The sequence below is a fragment of the Bartonella tribocorum genome (assembly GCF_002777915.1).
Classification (GTDB): domain Bacteria; phylum Pseudomonadota; class Alphaproteobacteria; order Rhizobiales; family Rhizobiaceae; genus Bartonella; species Bartonella tribocorum_A.
This window is the reverse complement of the sequence record NZ_NJGE01000016.1, coordinates 1-20,930: the sequence shown is the minus strand read 5'-3', so window position 1 is coordinate 20,930 and position 20,930 is coordinate 1. Positions and strand designations below refer to the sequence as shown.

Annotated in this window: 18 protein-coding genes and 2 pseudogenes; 8 read left to right on the top strand and 12 right to left on the bottom strand. The window is 41.4% G+C overall.

Going from position 1 to position 20,930, the window contains the following annotated elements:
• Nucleotides 1-357 precede the first annotated feature (357 nt).
• The gene (locus CER18_RS06895) at nucleotides 358-1,593 is read left to right on the top strand and encodes an MFS transporter (protein ID WP_100129327.1); all 1,236 of its coding nucleotides are present in this window, start codon (nucleotides 358-360) and stop codon (nucleotides 1,591-1,593) included.
• 246 nt (nucleotides 1,594-1,839) lie between these two features.
• Here CER18_RS06895 and CER18_RS06890 read toward each other — a convergent pair whose 3' ends face one another.
• The gene (locus CER18_RS06890) at nucleotides 1,840-2,247 is read right to left on the bottom strand and encodes a helix-turn-helix domain-containing protein (protein WP_100129305.1); all 408 of its coding nucleotides are present in this window, start codon (nucleotides 2,245-2,247) and stop codon (nucleotides 1,840-1,842) included.
• Between the two features lie 364 nt (nucleotides 2,248-2,611).
• Entirely contained in the window at nucleotides 2,612-3,019 is a 408-nt protein-coding gene (locus tag CER18_RS06885; protein ID WP_100129304.1) for a helix-turn-helix domain-containing protein, read from the bottom strand.
• A 773-nt stretch (nucleotides 3,020-3,792) separates the two neighbouring features.
• On the opposite strand from CER18_RS06885, the gene CER18_RS06880 reads away from it, so the two are divergent.
• Entirely contained in the window at nucleotides 3,793-4,044 is a 252-nt protein-coding gene (locus CER18_RS06880) for an AbrB/MazE/SpoVT family DNA-binding domain-containing protein (RefSeq protein ID WP_100129303.1), read from the top strand.
• Nucleotides 4,041-4,439, top strand: a complete 399-nt coding sequence (locus CER18_RS06875; protein WP_100129302.1) for a type II toxin-antitoxin system VapC family toxin — start codon at nucleotides 4,041-4,043, stop codon at nucleotides 4,437-4,439. The genes CER18_RS06880 and CER18_RS06875 overlap by 4 nt, the downstream gene beginning before the upstream one ends.
• A 192-nt stretch (nucleotides 4,440-4,631) precedes the next feature.
• Here the strand turns inward: CER18_RS06875 and CER18_RS10500 are convergent.
• The 4 genes and pseudogenes from CER18_RS10500 to CER18_RS06855 all read right to left on the bottom strand — a co-directional run.
• Nucleotides 4,632-4,773 (bottom strand): annotated as a pseudogene (locus CER18_RS10500) (helix-turn-helix domain-containing protein); the annotation flags it as partial.
• Between the two features lie 43 nt (nucleotides 4,774-4,816).
• Entirely contained in the window at nucleotides 4,817-5,104 is a 288-nt protein-coding gene (locus CER18_RS06865; protein ID WP_100129301.1) for a type II toxin-antitoxin system RelE/ParE family toxin, read from the bottom strand.
• Nucleotides 5,104-5,301, bottom strand: coding sequence for a type II toxin-antitoxin system RelB family antitoxin (relB, locus tag CER18_RS06860; RefSeq protein WP_244393452.1), 198 nt, complete (start codon nucleotides 5,299-5,301; stop codon nucleotides 5,104-5,106). The genes CER18_RS06865 and relB overlap by 1 nt, the downstream gene beginning before the upstream one ends.
• 291 nt (nucleotides 5,302-5,592) lie before the next feature.
• Entirely contained in the window at nucleotides 5,593-6,000 is a 408-nt protein-coding gene (locus CER18_RS06855) for a helix-turn-helix domain-containing protein (RefSeq protein WP_100129300.1), read from the bottom strand.
• A 1,368-nt stretch (nucleotides 6,001-7,368) separates the two neighbouring features.
• Here CER18_RS06855 and CER18_RS06845 point away from each other — a divergent pair.
• On the top strand, nucleotides 7,369-7,761 hold the full coding sequence (locus CER18_RS06845) for a hypothetical protein (RefSeq protein ID WP_100129298.1): 393 nt from the start codon (nucleotides 7,369-7,371) through the stop codon (nucleotides 7,759-7,761).
• Between the two features lie 297 nt (nucleotides 7,762-8,058).
• Here the strand turns inward: CER18_RS06845 and CER18_RS06840 are convergent, their stop codons facing one another.
• The gene (locus CER18_RS06840) at nucleotides 8,059-8,466 is read right to left on the bottom strand and encodes a helix-turn-helix domain-containing protein (protein WP_100129297.1); all 408 of its coding nucleotides are present in this window, start codon (nucleotides 8,464-8,466) and stop codon (nucleotides 8,059-8,061) included.
• 503 nt (nucleotides 8,467-8,969) lie between these two features.
• Nucleotides 8,970-9,377, bottom strand: coding sequence for a helix-turn-helix domain-containing protein (locus tag CER18_RS06835; protein WP_100129296.1), 408 nt, complete (start codon nucleotides 9,375-9,377; stop codon nucleotides 8,970-8,972).
• A gap of 1,131 nt (nucleotides 9,378-10,508) precedes the next feature.
• Here CER18_RS06835 and CER18_RS10060 point away from each other — a divergent pair.
• From CER18_RS10060 to CER18_RS10055, 3 genes are all read left to right on the top strand, one after another.
• Nucleotides 10,509-10,667 (top strand): hypothetical protein, encoded by a 159-nt coding sequence (locus tag CER18_RS10060; protein ID WP_180299401.1) that lies wholly within the window; start codon nucleotides 10,509-10,511, stop codon nucleotides 10,665-10,667.
• 525 nt (nucleotides 10,668-11,192) lie between these two features.
• Nucleotides 11,193-13,772, top strand: a complete 2,580-nt coding sequence (clpB, locus tag CER18_RS06815) for an ATP-dependent chaperone ClpB (RefSeq protein ID WP_100129326.1) — start codon at nucleotides 11,193-11,195, stop codon at nucleotides 13,770-13,772.
• A 394-nt stretch (nucleotides 13,773-14,166) separates the two neighbouring features.
• Nucleotides 14,167-14,322: a hypothetical protein gene (locus tag CER18_RS10055; protein WP_180299400.1), complete on the top strand. Its 156-nt coding sequence runs from the start codon at nucleotides 14,167-14,169 to the stop codon at nucleotides 14,320-14,322.
• A gap of 863 nt (nucleotides 14,323-15,185) precedes the next feature.
• On the opposite strand, the gene CER18_RS10495 is transcribed toward CER18_RS10055, so the two are convergent.
• From CER18_RS10495 to CER18_RS06795, 4 genes and pseudogenes are all read right to left on the bottom strand, one after another.
• The gene (locus tag CER18_RS10495) at nucleotides 15,186-15,686 is read right to left on the bottom strand and encodes a hypothetical protein (RefSeq protein WP_245410061.1); all 501 of its coding nucleotides are present in this window, start codon (nucleotides 15,684-15,686) and stop codon (nucleotides 15,186-15,188) included.
• A 16-nt stretch (nucleotides 15,687-15,702) separates the two neighbouring features.
• A complete protein-coding gene (locus CER18_RS06805; RefSeq protein WP_100129292.1) occupies nucleotides 15,703-16,008 on the bottom strand; it encodes a hypothetical protein in 306 nt (101 codons plus the stop codon).
• 1,617 nt (nucleotides 16,009-17,625) lie between these two features.
• Nucleotides 17,626-17,997, bottom strand: a complete 372-nt coding sequence (locus CER18_RS06800; RefSeq protein WP_100129291.1) for a helix-turn-helix domain-containing protein — start codon at nucleotides 17,995-17,997, stop codon at nucleotides 17,626-17,628.
• Between the two features lie 579 nt (nucleotides 17,998-18,576).
• Nucleotides 18,577-18,946: pseudogene (locus CER18_RS06795) on the bottom strand (helix-turn-helix domain-containing protein).
• 841 nt (nucleotides 18,947-19,787) lie between these two features.
• Between CER18_RS06795 and CER18_RS06790 the strand changes: the two are divergent.
• Nucleotides 19,788-20,108, top strand: a complete 321-nt coding sequence (locus CER18_RS06790) for a hypothetical protein (RefSeq protein WP_100129290.1) — start codon at nucleotides 19,788-19,790, stop codon at nucleotides 20,106-20,108.
• The last annotated feature ends 822 nt before the right edge of the window (nucleotides 20,109-20,930 follow it).

Here is a 20,930-nt window from a genome sequence, read left to right as displayed (position 1 = left end):
GTGGTGTGGTGATTTGGAAGTTTCGTTTGGCTTATTTCTGTAAAAATGTAAAAGCGTAAAAACGTGGGAGATGTAAAAAAGGAAAGGGGAAGTGACGTGAAGGATTTCTGCGTTGTGTATGTAGGTTTGGGGTTGTGGAGGCTTTGCGGCGTGTTAGGAAGCTTGTTGGTGGAATTGCTGAGTTTTGCGTGATTGAGGTGAGGTTTGAGGGGAAAGCGTTGCAGTCATTTTCTGGTCATATGTCCTAAAAATCTGCTTATCATTTGATCGTATGTTTCTTTGAAGTTCATATCAACAATCTTATTAAAGGGCGCGTGGAACTTTAACTATCGAAAAATTTAATATCGGATGGTTGATATGAAGTCATTTTTAAAAAAGAATCCATTCTCTCTTTTTTCTGCTCTCTTTATTTCTAAAGTGGGCGATTATGCTTATGAAGTTATTTTTATTTTACTTGTCTTAGAATTAACAGATAACGCCTTTTTTACAGGTCTTGTGTATTTTTTTCGCTTTATCCCTTTTCTCTTTTTTGGACCTATAGGGGGGTGGCTCGCGGATAATTTTTCTTTGAAGAAAAATATGATCTTAAGTGAATTGGTAAGATTATTTGCTTCATTATTCGTTTTGATAACCACGATAACAGGGACTGCGCATATTACTGTGCTTATTTTGGCAGCCATAGGTACAACGATAGGAAGAAGTGTTTTTCAACCAAGTTTTCAAGCGGCTATCCCGAAAATGTTTGCAAAAAAGGATCTTACAAAGGCCAATAGTCTGGCACAAATTATAGACGAAACGGCATCTGTCATTGGTCCTTTAGTTTGTTCCCTATTGCTTCTTTTTGCCAATAAATCAGCCGTTCTTATTTTTGATTTTTGTACCTATTTTATCTCTATTATCGTGTTATTTAATCTCGTGAATTTAAGCTCGAGCGAGAATAAACCGTTCAATTTTATAAAAATTTATCGAGAAACCACTTCTTTTCTTCAATATATTTCGACTGAAAATAAACATTTATTTATTACACTCGTTGGTTCGTCGGTTGCTATTCTCTTTACGGGTGCAATTTTAAGATTTTTAATTCCAGCTTTGGTTCTGTCTGTGGGGGGAGAGGAAAGCTTTGTGGGGTCACTTTTTTCTCTCATGGCTGTTGGAACGATTATCGGTGGTTTGTCCTATCGTAAAATTATCGTCAAGGTTACATCATTAAAGCTTATGGTCTTTTGGCTTCTTTATGGGGGTGTTCTATTCCTTATGCCTTTCGCTTCAATGCTTTATTTAAAATTGCTTCTTGTGTTTGCCTGTGTTTTAGGATTTACAGGAGCATTTGTGGATATTAGTTTAGTCTCAGCGCTTCAATTATATTCTCGTCGTGAAGATTTTGGTAAGAGTTTTGGAACCTTTTCAACTTTAGCAAACTCTGCTGAAGCTGCGTCTGGCCTTATTGCTGGGCTTTTTGCTCTCGTGGGATTGATGAGCTCTTTTTTAACGATGTCTGCCTGCATTATTTTCACTGGAATGATTGGCGTTATAAAAATTAAGAAAAATAAAGCGTTAATACCCCCTAATACGACATTAGAGGACGATCATTGATCTCTCCATGCTGTTTTTCTAAGACGGTTGGTTCATTATCCGATCATGCTGTAAAACACTGATCTTTACGGTTCGATATGAGGCATATGGATTTTACCCATTGGGGTACTTTTTTGTGCAAGTGTGTGTTGAATGCTTTAGGGGTGGGCTTGTTTATCGCGCCTTGTGCAGCACCGCCTTTTGAGGGGGCATCAATTTTACCAAAAGGGCTCTATGAGCGCGTCATGTTGAGGCGTGCGCTTTTGCCTAATCAGAAAGCAACCATAAAATGGCTTTTTGTTTTTTCGGTTGGAGTTCTCTAAAATTTTTTAAAAGGGCGTGTTCTTTTTCGCTGTAGGTGTATTGATCACGGTATGAGGGATTGTCTTGTGAGACAAGATCTTCTTTTGTGGCAAGATCGGCTGTTAAAAGATCGGCATAAAAAAAACTCATCGGCACTTGCAGTTTTTGAGCGATTTCGAGCAAACATTTTGCACTGACACGATTTAAACCTTTTTCATATTTTTGGATTTGTTGGAAACTCACACCTAAATGGCTTCCTAATTCCTTTTGGGAAAGTCCCATTGAAATGCGTTTATAACGAATTCTTGTGCCTATTGAAATGTCAATAAAATTTGAATTTTTAGTTGGAAAATGTGGATTTTTGGTTTGCACTTTAAGCCCCCCTCCGGTTGCGAGCGCCCTCGCATGAGTATTCCGGGAGTCTAAAAGTACTGAGCTCAGTCAGCTTTTTGCTTTTAGTGCAGACAAGCACCTGGACATAGCAAAATCTCCCGGAATTCCGGGATACCCGCAAAGCGGGATAAATTTATGTACTGAGCGTTCGGGCTTTTAGCTCCCTATTTGATCGTTGCGTGGACGATCAAAAACATGTCTCAATTTGTAAAGGAATTTCAGAAGATTGGCAAGAAAAATCAAAACGTTTTTATTTTGTTGTGTCATAAAATAGGGGGGTGATCTGAAATTGATACTTTAAGGGGGATATATGAGCAGGTTATGTTGATGGGTGTGCTTTTGCCTAATCAGAGAGCAACCATAAAATGGCTTTCTGTTTTTTCGGTTGGAGTTCTCTAAAGTTTTTTAAAAGCAAATATTCTTTTTCGCTGTAGGTGTCTTGATCACGGTGCGAGAGATTTTCTTCTGAGACAAGATCTTCTTTTGTGGCAAGATCGGCTGTTAAAAGATCCGCATAAAAAAAGCTTATTGGCACTTGCAGTTTTTGAGCAATTTTGAGCAAACATTTTGCGCTGATACGATTTAAACCTTTTTCATATTTCTGGATTTGTTGGAAACTCACTCCTAAAAAGTTTCCTAATGTTTTTTGAGAAAGCCCCATGGCTATGCGTCTGTGACGAATTCTTGTGCCTATTGAAATGTCAATAAAATTTGAATTTTTATTTGGAAAATGTGGATTTTTAGTTTGCACTTTGTGCCCCCTCCGGTTGCGAGCGCCCTCGCATGAGTATTCCGGGAGTCTAAAAGTACTGAATCCGAGTCAGTTTTTTTGCTTTTAGTGCAGACAAGCACCTGGACATAGCAAAAACCCCCGGAATTCCGGGATATCCACAAGAGTGGGTTCAATGGTACGCTCGGATTTAGGGCTTTTAGTTCCCTCTTGATCGGTGCGTAGACGATCAAAATATCTCTTAAGTGATAAAGGAATTTCAGGAGATTGGCAAGAAAAATGAAGATATTGGAAAGGTGAAAATATTTTTTGGAACTTAAGAATTATCTCTTTTTTTGTGAAAAAATGTTCTTTGAGATCGATATGAGGGTATGGAATACTTAGCGAGGATATTTTGACAACTAATTGGGCATTCCTTTGCTGTTTTAAGAAAAAGGCGGAGGATGCGTAAAACCTACGGCCTCATCATTTTTTTTCAATGGTGCGTGTTTTTCTGCTTTAAAAGCTTTTCCTATTGATCGCATTTGTGTTAGTGGATAGATGAAACATGATCATCTTCAATTCTACACATTCTCCTATGCCATAAAGCACCGTTGTTTAATGCAGGGAGGAGTTCAAGGTCTCCTATTTTTCGGGTGTAATCAGATATTGCCGGTATGAAAACGAATATATCTTACAATTCCTCATGTTCAGGATCTGCTCTATAGTGCTTTGGCAATTTTAAAAAGTAATTGAATTTTTCATTATTTTTTATATATACTTAATAACGATATCTATATTAAGAGGATTTTTCTATGCCTTCACTAACTGTTACAGCAAAAGGACAAGTGACGCTGAAGCGGGATTTACTCCAGCACCTTGGTGTTAAACCAGGAGAGCGCATCAACTTTGAAAAGTTACCAGGTGGTGAACTTCGTATAAAAGCAGCACAGCCTACAAGCACAATTGATAGCTTTATTGGACGATTTGCCGGAAAAGTTAAAAAAACACTGACTGTGGAAGAAATGAACGAAATTGCTGTCTCTGGTTGGGCGAGGAAAAAGTGAAGATTTCTGTAGATACAAATGTTTTGGCCCGCGCTGTTTTACAAGATGATAAAAAGCAAGGTGAAATAGCAAGTAAGATCTTAAGAGAAGCTTCTCTCATCGCTATTTCTTTGCCTTGTCTTTGTGAACTTATTTGGATACTCCGCCGCGGGGCAAAATTATCAAAAGAAGAGATTGCTTTGATGGTTCGTAATCTTCTTGCAACGCGTAATGTCGTCATGAATCGACCAGCTGTTGAAGCCGGGCTTGCTATGCTTGAGGCTGGTGGAGATTTTGCTGATGGAATTATATCTTATGAGGGACATTGGCTAGGCGGTGAAACCTTTGTTTCATTTGATAAATTAGCAATAGACCTGCTAACGCAAAATGGGCTCTCAGCAAGACTCCTTTCTTAACCTTGTCAGTTAAGATCGTGATGGTGTCATTGTTATAGGAATAATGGGGCTTACTTTTTAAGCTTAGCGCATTTTTCTCTTCTATGATAAATTTATCCTATCATGCCCTAAAACACTGCTCTTTGTGGGGGATGGGAATTTTAAGCTGGGGTATTGACAAATATAACGTTTGAGGGTGCTTTTGCCTAATCTAGAGAGCAACCATAAAATGGCTTTCTGTTTTTTAGGTTTAAGCTCTCTAAAATTTTTTAAAAGTAAGTATTTTTCTTTAAATAGATAGACTTTCATCACCACGATATGAGGCGTTTTCTTTTGTTGATATATCAGTATAAAAAGAGTTTTTCTTAGAGCTTGAGAGACGCTAGATTGTTATTAAGTCAGGTGGAGATAGGAAATTTACGGCGAGCATGTACCACAGAGGTGATCTCTATTTGTGTTTTCGTTACTCTGCACAATATAAGATAGTTTGGATGGGCTAAAACTTCTCGTAATCCCGGGACTTTCTCACTTTGGCGGTATAGGTATGGATGTTCAGCTAATGGGAGTACAGAATCTTCTAAAAGCTTCTTCATTCGTCGTGCAGCAGGTGGACTTTCATAAGCAATGTAAGTTAAAATTTTATTTAAATCATCGCGAGCACAAGCCAACCAGATAATGGGTAACATTAGGACTTCTTTTTTTCAGCTTCAATTTGGTCTATTATATTATCCATTTCAGCCATAACTTCGTCGTGTGAGATAGTAGGATGAGGATTTGCAAGGCTAACTCTTACCTTTTCACGCAACCACGCGGTATAATCCGTTTCCTCTTCCACGGTTTCGAATTCTGAAATTAGCGGAGAAAGAACAGTCTTCATGGTCATCTTTCCTTTTTACTCTCTCTGTTAAATGTAATTACTTTTAGTTGTGTGATCAGTTGTAACTCATTAAGAATATTGGTTTTTATTCTGTTATACCGTAAAAGCACTGACGTTTGAGGGCGGTATTGGGCTTATAGGTTTTATCCATTGGGGTGCTTTGGGGTTGCAAGCGGGTGTTGAATGCTTTAGGGGTGGGCTTGTTTATCGCGCCTTGTGCAGCACCGCCTTTTGAGGGGGCATCAATTTTACCAAAAGGGCTTTATGAGCGAAGAATGTGGAGTGGTGCGCTTTTGCCTAATCAGAGAGCAACCATAAAATGGCTTTCTGTTTTTTCGGCTTGAGCTCTCTAAAGTTTTTTAAAAGGGCGTGTTCTTTTTCGCTGTAGGTGTATTGATCATGATGTGAAGGATTGCCTTCTGAGATAAGATCTTCTTTTGTAGCAAGATCGGAGGCTACAAGATCTTCATAAAAAAAGCCTGTCGGCACCTGCAGTTTTTGAGCGATTTCAAGCAAACATTTTGCACTGACACGATTTAAACCTTTTTCATATTTTTGGATTTGTTGGAAACTCACTCCTAAAAAGCTTCCTAATGTTTTTTGAGAAAGCCCCATGGCTATGCGTCTATAACGAATTCTTTTGCCTATTGAAATGTCGATAAAATTTGGATTTTTATTTGGAAAATGTGGATTTTTAGTTTGCACTTTGTGCCCCCTCCGGCTGCGAGCGCCCTCGCATTGGTATTCCGGGAGTAACAAGTACTGAATCCGAGTCAGTTTTTTGCTTTTAGTGCTGAGCACCTGGACATAGCAAAAACTCCCGGAATTCCGGGATATCCACAATAGTAGGTCTATTTTTATACGCTAGGGTTTAGGACCTTTAATCCCTTTCGATCGGTGCGTAGACGATCAAAATATCTTTTAAGTGATAAAGGAATTTCAGAAGATTGGCAAGAAAAATGAAAATATTTTTGTCGTGTTATGCCGTTGCCGGTTGCGGGCGCCCTCGCATTGGTATTCCGGGAGTAACAAGTACTGAACCCTAGTCAGCTTTTTGCTTTTAGTGCTGAGCACCTGGACAGCGCAAAAATTCCCGGAATTTTGGGATATCCGCAAAGCGGGATAAATTTATGTGTCAAGTTTTCGGGTTTTTAGTTCCCTCTTGATCGGTGCGTAGACGATCAAAATATCTCTTTAAGTGATAAAGGAATTTCAGAAGATTGGCAAGAAAAATGAAAATATTTTTGTCGTGTTATGCCGTTTCCGGTTGCGAGTGCCCTCGCGTTGGTATTCCGGGAGTTAAAGGTACTGAACCCTAGTCAGTTTTTTTGCTTTTAGTGCTGAGCACCTGGACAGCGCAAAAATTCCCGGAATTTTGGGATATCCGCAAAGCAGGATAAATTTATGTGTCAAGTTTTCGGGTTTTTAGTTCCCTCTTGATCGGTGCGTAGACGATCAAAATATCTTTTAAGGGATAAAGGAATTTCAGAAGATTGGCAAGAAAAATGAAAATATTTGGAAAATGAAAGTATTTTTTGGATCTCAATAATTATCCGATTATGTGTAACATCTCCTTTTTGAGAGGCGATATTGGGCATATGGATTTTACGCATTGGGGTGCTTTTTTGTAAGAGAGAGTGTTGAAGGTTTTAGGCGTGGGTTTGTTTGTCGTGCCTTGTGCAGTACTGTCCTTTGAGGGAGGTTTTGACGGTGGGGGGTGTTGGGAAAGAGGTTGGAGGGGGATGAGAATTGTTTACAGAGCGGTGTGTGGAGTGCGTTTTGTTCTTTGGGGGGATTTTTAAGCAAGGAGATTGTTCGGTGGTGGTTTAGAAATTTCATTTGCTGCTTCTATGCTTGCTCATGTGTTTTGCGTGCTTAATATATATTTTTGTATGTTAAGTATAAGCTTTGAGAGCTCTCAGAGAGGGTGGTCGTTTTTTTAACGCGTGAAAAATTGATTGACGATCACTTGATTGCAAACCAATAGATTGTTAATACTATTTTATTAGCAAGGTTGCTCTTATTTTTGATCTAGGAGCTTCTCAGAAAAAATACAATGAGAGAGGGGGGAAGATGTCAAAATATTTATTACCATTACCGCTTATGTTGGTGGCTGGTTGCGCATCTTTGAATTATTCATCAAGTTATGTTGATCAACATGTTACGCAGGTTGATATACAACTCATTGCTCATGATTTTGTTCGCAATCTTAAACACTCTTTACCGCCGGCTCGAACAACACTTATTGTGAAAAAAAATAAAATAGAAGATAATTTCACGCCTTTATTTATCGATCTATTGCAACGCAATGGATATTGTGTGATCTATACAGATCAACCAAACAGATACCAAAATGGTGTTAAGTTGACTTATCAAATAATGCCAACAAATATAGGTATTCTGTCGACTGTCTATTATGATGAGGCTGGAGTAACGCGTTATTATTTCCGTACTTATAAGAGATGAAATCCTGTGTTGGTTCATCTAAAAGAAATAGATAATGCTGAAATATTGGAAGAAAAATTGGCTTAAGAAGGAAAACGATAGACCCATTAAGCTAGATAAAATTCAGGTGGAAATGATGAAGTCTTTCTCTCGAGACTTTGATGTTTGTTTCTCTATGAGGCCCTAAAACATTGTCGTTTGAGGTTTTGTGATACCCTTATCGTGCCGTAAAATATCATTGTGTGGCAGCGGTTGATATCAGGCATCGGAATTTTAGACTGGGATATTGACGAATATAACCTTTGAGGATGCATTTGCCTAATCAGAGAGCAACCATAAAATGGCTTTTTGTTTTTTCGGTTTAAGTTCTCTAAAGTTTTTTAAAAGGGCGTGTTCTTTTTCGCTGTAGGTGTATTGATCATGATGTGAGGGATTGCCTTGTGAGGCAAGATCTTCTTTTGTGGCAAGATCGGCTGTTAAAAGATCGGCATAAAAAAAGCTTATTGGCACTTGCAGTTTTTGAGCGATTTCAAGCAAACATTTTGCACTGACACGATTTAAACCTTTTTCATATTTTTGGATTTGTTGGAAGCTGACACCTAAAAAGCTTCCTAATGTCTTTTGAGAAAGCCCCATGGCTATGCGTCTGTGACGAATTCTTTTGCCTATCGAAATGTCGATAAAATTTGGATTTTTGGTTGGAAAATGTGGATTTTTAGTTTGCACTTTGTGCCCCCTCCGGTTGCGAGCGCCCTCGCATTGGTATTCCGGGAGTCTAAAAGTACTGAACTTGACTCAGCTTTTTGCTTTTAGTGCTGAGCACCTGGACATAGCAAAATCTCCCGGAATTCCGGGATACCCGCAAAGCGGGATAAATTTATGTGTCAAGTCTTCGGGCTTTTAGCTCCCTATTGATCGTTGCGTATGCGATCAAAAACAGCTTATTAATAAAATAATCTTAGAAGATTGGCAAGAAAAATCAAAGCATGTGGAGAACAACAATATTTTGGGGATCGCAAGAATTATCCGATTATGCTGATACTTCTTTTTGAGGGGCGATATTGGGCTTATAGGTTTTATCCATTGGGGTGCTTTGGGGTTGCAAGCGGGTGTTGAATATTTTAGGGGTAGGTTGTTTATCATGCCTTTTGAAATACGGCTCTTTAAGGGGGCATCAATTTTACCAAAAGGGCTCTATGAGCGCGTCATGTTGAGGCGTGCGCTTTTGCCTAATCAGAGAGCAACCATAAAATGGCTTTTTGTTTTTTCGGTTTAAGTTCTCTAAAGTTTTTTAAAAGGGCGTGTTCTTTTTCGCTGTAGGTGTATTGATCATGATGTGAGGGATTGCCTTGTGAGACAAGATCTTCTTTTGTGGCAAGATCGGCTGTTAAAAGATCGGCATAAAAAAAGCTCATCGGCACTTGCAGTTTTTGAGCGATTTCAAGCAAACATTTTGCACTGACACGATTTAAACCTTTTTCATATTTTTGGATTTGTTGGAAACTCACTCCTAAAAAGCTTCCTAATGTTTTTTGAGAAAGCCCCATGGCTATGCGTCTGTGACGAATTCTTGTGCCTATCGAAATATCGATAAAATTTGGATTTTTATTTGGAAAATGTGGATTTTTAGTTTGCACTTTGTGCCCCCTCCGGCTGCGAGCGCCCTCGCATTGGTATTCCGGGAGTCTAAAAGTACTGAACCCTAGTCAGCTTTTTTGCTTTTAGTGCTGAGCACCTGGACATAGCAAAAACTCCCGGAATTCCGGGATACCCACAAGAGTGGGTTCAATGGTACGCTAGGGTTTAGGGCTTTTAGTTCCCTCTTGATCGGTGCGTAGACGATCAAAATATCTTTTAAGAGATAAAGGAATTTCAGAAGATTGGCAAGAAAAATCAAAGCATTTGGAGAACAACAATATTTTGCGGATCGCAAGAATTATCCGATCATGCTGTAACATCTCCTTTTTGAGAGGCGATATTGGGCATATAGATTTTACCCATTGGGATGCTTTTGGGGTGCAAGCGGGTGTTGAATGTTTTAGAGGTGGGGTTGTTTATCGTGCCTTGTGCAGCACCGCCTTTTGAGGAGATGGTGACTTGCTGATGGGGGCAGAAGTTTGTGGGGGGGATGAGAATTGTTTACGGAGCGGTATGGGGTGCGTTTTGTTCTTTGGGGGGATTTTTAAGCAAGGAGATTGTTCGGTGGTGGTTTAGAAATTTCATTTGCCATTTTCTGTAAAAGTATAAAAACGTAAAAAAGTAAAAAGGAGGGGGAAGTGATGTGGAGGCTTTAGGGTGTAGAGGATTTGGGATGTAGAGGATTTGAAGGTGTTTGGTGGGTGTGTATCATGGCGTGGAATGGGGGGTGAGAGGATTGAGGAGAACGGGCTTGTGCATCGAGGGGGAAAGTGGAAGGAAGAGATGGTGTGTTAACTGGAGAGGAGGAGATAGGGAATGAAAGGTGGAGAGAGAGGGGAAAAGAGTTTGCGAATGGAGAGATAGGTTGAGGTGAAAAGGAGTGTGAAGTGCTGTGGTGCTGGGAAGGGGTGGGAATGGAGGAGACGAGAGAGGAGACGAGAGTGTGAGGAATGAGGAAGAAGGGGGTGGAAAGGAGAGCGTGGGGAGATGAGAAAAATCTTATGCGTAAGGATGCGTCATGTTGGCAATATGCCGATGGTCGAATTGCTTTTTATATTTAAGCGTGACGAGGCAAAAAAGGGTGTGAGGAAGGGAGTGTCAAAGTGTTGGTGCAAAGGGTTGCGTGAAAAATGGTGCGAGGGGGTGAAATTTTTCTGTTGCATCTGATGAAATACCGTCGTTTGGAGGGATCTTTGAAGGTGGGGGCAAGAAGTTGGATTGTTGTTTATAGACCTTTGTTGACAGAGTGGGGGAGACGTTTTGTCCTTTGGGATAATGTTGCTTTTTGAAGAGGAAGTGATTGCTGCTGGTTGGGAACTTTTTTAGGCGTGGGGAGATGAGAAAAATCTTATGCGTAAGGATGTGTCATGTTGGCAATAAGTTGAGGATGGCTTATTCCTTTTATAAAAGTCAATGTCTGCGAAAGGATGTTGGGTGATCAGTGGTTTGAGAGAGTGAGAGGATTGGGAAGCTGCGTCTTGTGAATGGAGAAGGGCAGTGGGAGGAAGAGCACTTTTGGGAAAGCTTTTTTGCAAAATCTTGGGGTTCTATCTTCTGGTTCTATGAGGTTTTTCGCACGCGTTGCTTCGCTTTGTTTTTTCTTTCATGCTTTGCTCTTGCACTCGTTTGGATGACGACCCATATTCATTTTAACACGACAGTTCTTCATGCTTTAACGTTTCTGGTGTTCGTGTGGTGGGGCGGTCTTTATGACATGCTGGGGAGAGCTTTTGGTGGGTGTTGAGAGAGAGCAAAAGGGTCGTGGCGATGACCAAGAAGTGGGGCTTAAAGAGCGGACTCAAGAAAGGAAAAAAATGAACCTAGAAAAATATAGCGAACGCGTGCAGGGGTTTTTACAATCAGCACAAAATAACGCTCTGGCTTCTGATCATCAGCAATTTATGCCGGAGCATTTCTTGAAAGTGTTGTTAGACGATGCCCAAGGCTTGGCGGCGTCACTTATCCAAAAAGCAGGGGGAGATCTTAAGCTTATTCAAAAGACGCTTAAAGAAGCTCTCGAGGCTTTGCCAAAAGTACAAGGGGGAAATGGACAGCTCTATCTCTCACAGCCGGTGGCAAAAGTCTTTGCACTGGCTGAGGATCTCGCACAAAAAGCGGGTGATCAATTTGTCACTGTTGAGCGCATCTTGCAAGCGCTGCTTATGGAAAAATCCGCAAAAACAGCCGATATTCTTACAAAGGCTGGGTTGACCCCGCAAGCCCTTAATCAGGCAATTAATGCGTTGCGCAAAGGAAAAACAGCCTCAAGCCCCCATGCCGAAGGTCAATATGATGCTTTGCAAAAATATGCTCGTGATCTCACAAAAGATGCACGCGAGGGAAAACTCGACCCTGTCATTGGGCGAGAAGAAGAAATTCGACGCACCATTCAAGTGCTCTCACGGCGGACAAAAAATAATCCTGTGCTGATCGGAGAACCTGGAGTGGGAAAAACCGCCATTGTGGAAGGATTGGCGCTACGCATTATCAATGGTGATGTGCCGGAAACTTTGCGCGATAAACAACTCTATGCACTCGATATGGGCGCGCTTATCGCAGGGGCAAAATATCGGGGGGAATTTGAAGAACGCCTTAAAGCGGTTTTGGCGGAAGTGCAAGCTGAAAATGGACAAATTATTCTCTTTATTGATGAATTGCATAATCTTGTAGGAGCAGGAAAATCTGATGGTCCTATGGATGCTTCAAATTTGCTAAAACCTGCTCTGGCACGTGGTGAGCTCCATTGTGTGGGCGCGACTACCCTTGATGAATATCGAAAATATGTCGAAAAAGATGCTGCTTTGGCACGCCGTTTTCAACCTGTCTTTGTGCCTGAGCCTTCTTTAGAAGATACCATCTCTATCTTGCGCGGTATTAAAGAAAAATACGAACAACACCACAAAGTGCGTTTGGCCGATAGTGCTTTGATTGCAGCTGCAAAGCTCTCTTCGCGTTATATTACCGATCGGTTTTTGCCGGATAAAGCGATTGATCTGATCGATGAAGCAGCCGCACGCTTGCGGATGCAGGTTGATTCAAAGCCGGAAGAACTTGATGCGCTTGATCGGCGGATTTTACAATTAAAAATCGAACGAGAAGCTTTGAAGACAGATGTCGAGCCAACAGCAAAAGAACGTTTGAAAAATGTGCAGGAAGAACTGAAAATATTGGAACAACAGTCTGCAGAGATGACAACCGCTTGGCAGGCTGAAAAACAAAAATTAGGCCATGCTGCCGATTTGAAAAAACAACTCGAAGAAGCACGCAATGCTTTGGCTATTGCACAACGTGATGGACAATTCCAAAAAGCTGGAGAACTGGCTTATAGTGTTATTCCCGAACTCGAAAAACAATTAACTTTAGCGGAAAATGATGACCAACAAAATCATCTCGTTGAAGAAACGGTGACAGCTGAACATGTTGCGCGGATTGTTTCGCGCTGGACTGGAATTCCTGTTGATCGGATGTTGGAAGCAGAACGGGAGGCGCTCTTGCGCATGGAGGATGAAATTGCAACCCGTGTCGTGGGACAGGGCGAAGCGGTTCAAGCTGTGGCGCGTGCTGTACGACGTGCGCGTGCTGGATTGCAGGACCCTAATCGGCCGCTTGGGTCCTTTATGTTCTTGGGACCTACCGGTGTGGGGAAAACCGAATTAACCAAAGCTTTGGCCGCTTTTCTTTTTCAAGATCCTAATGCCATGTTGCGTATTGATATGTCGGAATATATGGAAAAACATGCAGGAGCACGCTTGATCGGGGCACCGCCCGGATACGTCGGATATGAAGAAGGTGGCGTCTTGACAGAGGCTGTGCGAAGAAGACCTTATCAAGTTGTTCTGTTTGATGAAATTGAAAAGGCGCATCCTGATATCTTTAATCTGTTGTTGCAAGTGTTGGACGAAGGGCGCTTGACGGATAGTCAAGGAAGAACGGTCGATTTTCGGAACACTTTGTTGATTATGACCTCCAATCTTGGGGCTGAATTTTTAACTGCTTTACCGGAAGGACAAACGGTAGACCAAGCAAAAGACGATGTCATGAATGTGGTAAAAGCTGCTTTCCGTCCGGAGTTTTTAAACCGTATTGATGAGATTATTCTCTTTGAACGGTTGCAACGAAAAGATATGGAGGCGATTGTTGATATTCAGATACAGCATTTGCAAAATTTGCTCAATGAACGAAACATAACCTTGCAAATCAAACCAGAAGTACGACAATTTCTGGCTGATAAAGGCTATGATCCCCTTTATGGGGCACGTCCGCTTAAACGGATTATCCAAAAGGAAATTCAAGATCCTCTCGCAGAAAAAATCTTGTTTGGAGAAATACAAGACGAAACAACGGTGACAGTGACAAAACAAGGTGATCGTTTAGCATTTTTACCTGAAACATAGGAAAAATTCTATGGTCTAGAGGAGAGGGTGGTGATCATCCTCCTATGCCATAAATACCGTTGCTTCAAGGGTGTTGAGGGGCGCTGATCATGCTATGCGGGGTTGATCAGAGGCGTTTTTCTTCTTGTCGATCGGTCTTTGTCGGAATTTTTATGCCGTATACCCATGGGGGCGTGTGTAAGAATATTCAGGAAAAATTTGCTTGTCGAAATTGATGAAACGCTGTTTTTGTGGCGCACTGAGGTGTGCTGATCGGTATGCGTGGTGGGGTCAGAGAACTCTGCTACTAAGATGTTGGATGCTTGACAGAGCTGTGTGAAGGTTTGTGGACGTTGCATTCGGCTGTGTTCTTTAAAAATATAAAATCGTAAAAATGTGTAGCCGTAAAAGAGAAATGAAGGATTTATGCCTTGTGCGTGTTTTCTGTCATGGTGTGGGATGGGCTAAGAGGGTTGGGGAAAACGCGCTTGTGAATGAAAGGGTAAGCGGAGATGAAAAGGGAGGTAAATCTGTTGGTACGGTGATGAGAGGAGAGAGAAATGGTGAGTAGAGAGAGTGAATATGGATAGGCTAGAGGGGATGGTGTGTAAAAAAGTTGGTGTGAAGGAGGGCGTGGAGCATAGCCTGAGGAGATAGGACTTAGCTTGTTGCGCTTAAGCTTTATTTGAAGGGGCGTGTGATCTGAAGTCCGTCAGGGGCGCTGTGTAAAAGGCTGGATTATCGTTTAAAGATCTTTGTTTACAGAGCTGTGTGGGGTGATAATTTGGACGTTTCATTGGGCTTTATTTTGTAAAAACGTAAAAACGTGAATCTGTAAAAAAGTAAGAGGAAGTTTAAGGACGTGGTGGATTTATGCGTTGTACGTACTTTGGGGCATGTGGGATTGTTATCATGACGTGGAATGCGTTGATGGGGTTGGAGAGGAATGAAGATAGAGAGAGGTGAGAAGGCTGAAATCCAAGAGGGAGAAGAAGAGTGGAAGATGGAGAGAGGGGAAAAACGTTTGTGAATAGAGGGAACGCAAGGGGGAAAAGGGGTATCCATGTTGGTGCGTTGATTGGAGCAGAATGGAGGAGAGAGGGGTGAAATGAAAGAGAATGGGATGGAGGGGGGTGGCTTAAAAGAGGGAAAATAATGTGAAGGGGGAGAGGGATTGCTTGTTGTGCTTGATGAAATCTCATCGTTTGAGAGGTAGTGATTTGAAGGTGAGGCGCTGGGCGAGAGGTTGGGGTATCATTTACGGAGCGTGTGGGGTGAAAGGTTTGTCTTGTGAGGAAATCTGCTTTTGAAGGGGAATTGTCAATCGGTGTTTAGAAACTTTCGCTCTTTGATGGGCGGTATGGGAATTTTATACGGAAGATATGAAAAGCTTTTTTTAAAAGATTAATGGATAATTTGCATGCTGATTTATCTTTATAGATCTATGTCGATCGCTCTAGCTTGCATCTCTTCGTAGAATTTTTGCATTGCCTTGATATTTTCTCTTCGCACATCAATAATCGATTTTTCAATAGATGTTAAACGTGCTTTGTCGAGATTTCCTAACCGAGCATAATGAGATGCCATCGCTTGGCGTGCTTCATCATAAGGTAAACCACCTTTACGGTGCTTTGGTAGGCTATGTCCTTTATTTATCACATCATACTTCTCAGGCTCAGAAACAATCATGACATGATATTTAATAACATCTATTTCCGCTAAAGCTGTTTTGAGGCTTCCTACCATAGACTTGCTATTGGCATACCGAAACAGGTCACTTTTTACTATGCCATATTCCACATCAAGAAGTGATGATAAATTTCCATTCTTTCCAACGTCACGAATATGGTTAAACAAATCATCTCGTATATCAGATAATTTTTTAGCTACTAATGTATCATTGATTTTTTTCACATAGCCTTCTTCACGAGACAAAATACGTTCTAATTCTTTAGAAATAATGACCTCCTATCATCACACCTTTATCCAACCAATCTGGACCATATTCTTTATCAGCATTCTTGGTAGAAAATCCCATATCACGTATAAATTGCGCGCCATTTTGAGATTTAAGAAATAAGAGTGTGTGAGCTGGTAAATCAGCCATTGCTAACCATTCCCATGCTGCTTTGTCATCACCAGCATGATCTGCTGCTTCTGATTCAGCAATGTAGATACAGTCTTGATCTAAACCCCCTACTCGTAACTCCTCACGTTCAGCATCAGTCATATAACTTTTGGGTAATTGCTTTTGCATAGGAAATTCCTTTCTGTAATCTGTTTTTAGATATTAATCGAATGGTTGAAACTGATCAATCAAATTTCCTATGCACTTTTCAACCTGCTGTTTGAGGTGAAAAAATATCCGTTTTTACTGTTGATGTTTTTTATCAAGGACTCTCATCATTTGAGAGGGAGATGATATGCAGGAGGTTTTGCTGGGAAAGATGTTGGATTGTAGAGCATTGTTGTCTTGAGCAGTGTGGGGTGAAAGGTTTGTCTTGTGAGAAAATCTGCTTTTGAAGGGGAATTGTCAATCGGTGTTTAGAAACTTTCGCTCCTTTGAGGAGCAGGTGTTTAGAAAATTTTTCATGAGCCAAAGGGGGCGCAATATTGGCACTATGGCAGTTTTTTTCTTTTATTGAAGCATAAGAAGCTGATGAAGAGAGTGACGGGATGCGTGAAGCATGGAGGCAGGCTTGTGGGCGGATAAGCTTGTTGTGAAGTACGCTATTTATGTGTTGCATGCTCGTAAAATTATTGTGTCGTAGTTTGGGCGTTGTGTTTGGTTGCTTTTTCGTAAAGATGATCAAGCGTAAAAACGTGAATCTGTAAAAAAGTAAGAGGAAGTTTAAGGACGTGGTGGATTTATGCGTTGTATGTGCTTTGGGGCATGTGGGATTGTTATCATGACGTGGAATGCGTTGATGGGGTTGGAGAGAAATGAAGATAGAGAGAGGTGAGAAGGTTGAAATCCAAGAGGGAGAAGAAGAGTGGAAGATGGAGAGAGGGGAAAAACGTTTGTGAATAGAGGGAACGCAAGGGGGAAAAGGGGTATCCATGTTGGTGCGTTGATTGGAGCAGAATGGAGGAGAGAGGGGTGAAATGAAAGAGAATGGGATGGAGGGGGGTGGCTTAAAAGAGGGAAAATAATGTGAAGGGGAAGAGGTTAGTTGTTATGATCATAGGGATTTATCCTTATCCTTGCAGCGCATTTTCATGAAATGGGAAAGCCATAAGAAATGTTTTTTCACAAATGCATGAAGGCACAACACAATGATGTTTTATTTGGGACGTTTTATTTTGTGTTTTATGCCTTGGGCATTTTGGTTGCATGAGAGAGAAGAGCACGAGAAAGAATGATATAAAAAGATCAAATGTAAAATATAAAAACTTGACAAGGTCAATGTAAAAAGGTAACATAATGGCATAATCGGAATTGTATCTTTAAATAAGATGAGATTCATTGGAAAGTGGTGTTGGAAAGATGATGGGGTAAGGGTGGTCAAGTGTCTTTCCAGAAATTTGATGCTTTTTATCTAGTCTTGGTTTTTTATCCCTAATTTTGTTTTTTTTATCCCCCCCCAATTTTATTTTTTTATCCTATGCGTTTGTCAAGGTGTTGTTGTTGTTTGCAGCGGGGTGATGTGCTCTCACACCTTAGAACACTATTGTTTTGGGAATGGTGCTAGCTGATAGCGAAAGCTTTAGGCGCATGGAGCGTCGACGGATAAACGAAGTGTCGATGGGGAATGTCAATGGGTAATAATAGCAAGGGGGGTAATAATAGCAAGGGGGGTAATAATGGCAGGGGCGTGTTGGCGGATAATGTTTGAGTGCTGCTCTTTTGCCTCATCTAAAATCAACCACAAATCTAATCAGAAATTAACCACCAGATTGCTTTTTGCTTTTTAGGGTGGAGTTCTCTAAAATTTCTTACAAGGGCGTGTTCTTTTTCGCTATAGGTTTCTTGATCATGAAATGAGTGATTTTCTTTTGTGGGAAGATCTTCTTTTGGAGCAATATCTGCGTAAAAAAAGTGAATGGGAACTTCCAGTCTGTTGGCAATTTCTTGTAAACGCCCTGCACTGACACGATTGAAACCTTTTTCATATTTTTGGATTTGTTGGAAACTGATACCTAAATGGCTTCCTAATTCTTTTTGGGAAAGCCCCATTGAAGTGCGTCTATAACGGATTCTTTTACCTATTGAAATATCGTTAAAACGTGAATTTCTAGTTTGCATTTCAAGCTCCCCTCCGGTTGCGAGCGCCCTCGCATGAGTATTCCGGGAGGTTGAAAGCACTGAACTCAAATCAGCATTTTGCTTTTAGTGCTAGAGAGCACTTGGACATAGCAAAATCTCCCGGAACTCCGGGATACCCGCAAAGTGGGGTAAATTAACGTTTGAGTTTTCGGGCTTCAACTCCCTATTGATCGCTGCGTAGACGACCAAAGCACCTTTTGAGTGATAAAGTAATTTCAAAAAATTGGCAAGAAAAATTAAAAGATTTGGCTGTGCGTTTCTACTGTAAAAGAACGCCTTTTGAGGAGGGTGAAGAGAGCAGGAATATTCAGGGTAAGCTAAGGTGTGTTTTATGAAGTACTATCCGTTTGAAGGGTGATGATCTGAAGTTCGTAGGGGATATTCTGAGACATAAGAAGCCGGATTTTTAATAGATCAGTGTTTACACAGTGGTGTGAGGATGGCGAGTTGGACGGTTCATTTTCTGTTTTTTTGTAAAGATGATCAAGCGTAAACACGTGGAGCCGTAAAATGATGCGGAGGATTTATGGGTTGTGTGGACTTTTGTCTAATCAGAAATTAACCACCAGATTGCTTTTTAGGGTGGAGTTCTCTAAAATTTCTTACAAGGGCGTGTTCTTTTTCGCTATAGCTTTCTTGATCATGAAATGAGTGATTTTCTTTTGTGGGAAGATCTTCTTTTGGAGCAATATCTGCGTAAAAAAAGTGAATGGGAACTTCCAGTCTGTTGGCAATTTCTTGTAAACGCCCTGCGCTGACACGATTGAAACCTTTTTCATATTTTTGGATTTGTTGGAAACTGATACCTAAAAAGTTTCCTAATTCCTTCTGAGAAAGCCCCATTGAAATGCGTCCCCCATTGTAATTATCTTTGACGAATTCTTTTGCCTATTGAAATATCGTTAAAACGTGAATTTCTAGTTTGCATTTCAAGCTCCCCGCCAAGTGCGAGCGCCCTCGCATGAGTATTCCGGGAGGTTGAAAATACTGAGCTCAGTCAGCTTTTTGCTTTTAGTGCTTGTGGCACCTGGACATAGCAAAAACTCCCGGAACTCCGGGATACCCACAAAGCGGGATAAATTTATGTACTGAGCGTTCGGGTTTTCAACTCCCTATTTGACCGTTGCGTGGACGATCAAAAACACAAGCCCATCAATAGAGTAATTTCGGGGGATTGGCAAGAAAAATTAAAATATTTGGCTGTACGGTTCTACTGTAAAAGAATGCCTTTTGAGGAGAGTGAAGAGAGCAGGAATATTCAGGGTAAGCTAAGGTGTGTTTTATAAACGACTATCCGTTTGAAGCGTGAAGATCTGAAGTTCAGAGGGAAATCCGCTAGGCAAGAAGCTTGGAGTGTTGATAGGCTGTTGTTTACAGGGCGGCGTGAGATGATTTGAAACGTTTTGTTGGGTTGATTTTTCGTAAAGACGCAAAAGCGTAAAAACGTGGATCTGTAAAAAGTAAAGAGAAATTCAAGGACGTAGAGAATTTACACGTTGTGTGAGCTCGGGGGTGTGTTGCTCTTTTGTGAGGGCATGGAATGGAATGAAAGGTTTAGAAATTTCGTTAGGATGCCTTCTGTAAAGACGTAAAAGTGTAAAAATGTGAATCCGTAAAATGAGGTGGAGGATTTCAGCTTTATGTGCGCTTATGTCTTGTAGGGGGCTCATTTTTTTAAGTGTTGGTTGCTTTTGAAGGTTCGTTGCTGATTTTCAGGGCATTTTTTTATGGCATGGGATGGGTTTTTCTTTATTGGAAGGAACATGATGATGGCTGAGAAAAATTGTCTTCCTTTACGTCGAAAAGGGCGGAAAAAAGGGTCTTTGAATAAAACAACAAAGCGATTTAATGAAGCTTTACTTACAGCCGCTGAGCAGGCTGGATCTCAATATGGGGAGGATGGGCTTGTGTCTTATCTTCAATATCATGCGCTGAATAATCCCGTACCTTTTTTCTCGCTGTTGGCAAAAGTTTTGCCTCTTCAGGTGACGGGAGAAGCGGGGGGAGATGTCAAAACAGTTTCGCGGATCGAGATCGTACCCGTGAAGCCTAAAAATACCGAACCAGAGAAGCGGGATTTTGAAACGTGAGCTTGCGGAAAACTGAGGCTTGGGATAGTGGAAAATGTTGCGTGGAAGTGGATGATGGGGGATGTTCTCTTGAAAGAGCACTGTTTTGGGGGATGATGCTGAAGCGCGTGTGTCGAAGGGGATGAAGCTTTTAAGATATTTTGGCAAGAGATCTGGGCGTGGTACGTAAGGGGACATGGCTGTGATGCTTGAAAGGCGCGCGGAAGAGCGCTTGATGCACTCTGCCGTTTTGGATTTCTTGTGAAGGTTTGTCTTTTCTCGTTATTGAAGGGGGGAGATGTCAAAACAGTTTCGCGGATCGAGATCGTACCCGTGAAGCCTAAAAATACCGAACCGGAGAAACAGGATTTTGAAGCGTGAGCTTGCGGAAAACTGAGGCTTGGGATAGTGGAAAATGTTGCGTGGAAGTGGATGATGGGGGATGTTCTCTTGGAAGGGTGCTGCCTTTGGTGATTGTCTGTCTGAGCGCGCTTAAAGCATAGGTTATCATACTTGTAGAGGCTTGTGACACTGGAAGGTGTGGGGCTTTGGTGGATGATATTGGACGTGTGCCAGAGGGGCTTTGAGGAAGAGGGGCTTTGGTGCAGTGGATCTTGGAGGGTACGTGAGAGTGTTTTGATGGATGAGGGGCGTGAAATTTGAGATCTTATGTTAGGGGCGCAGAGATGTTTTGGGGGGATAGGCTCGTGTAAGGCTTGAGGATGATGCGGGGCGGGGCATGAGATTGGAAGATGATGTGCTTGTAAGAGCTTTTGTGGGGTATCGGTAAAATGGGGGTGAATACCGTACTTTTGTGGGGGACAGGGGTGCGGTGTTTGAGGG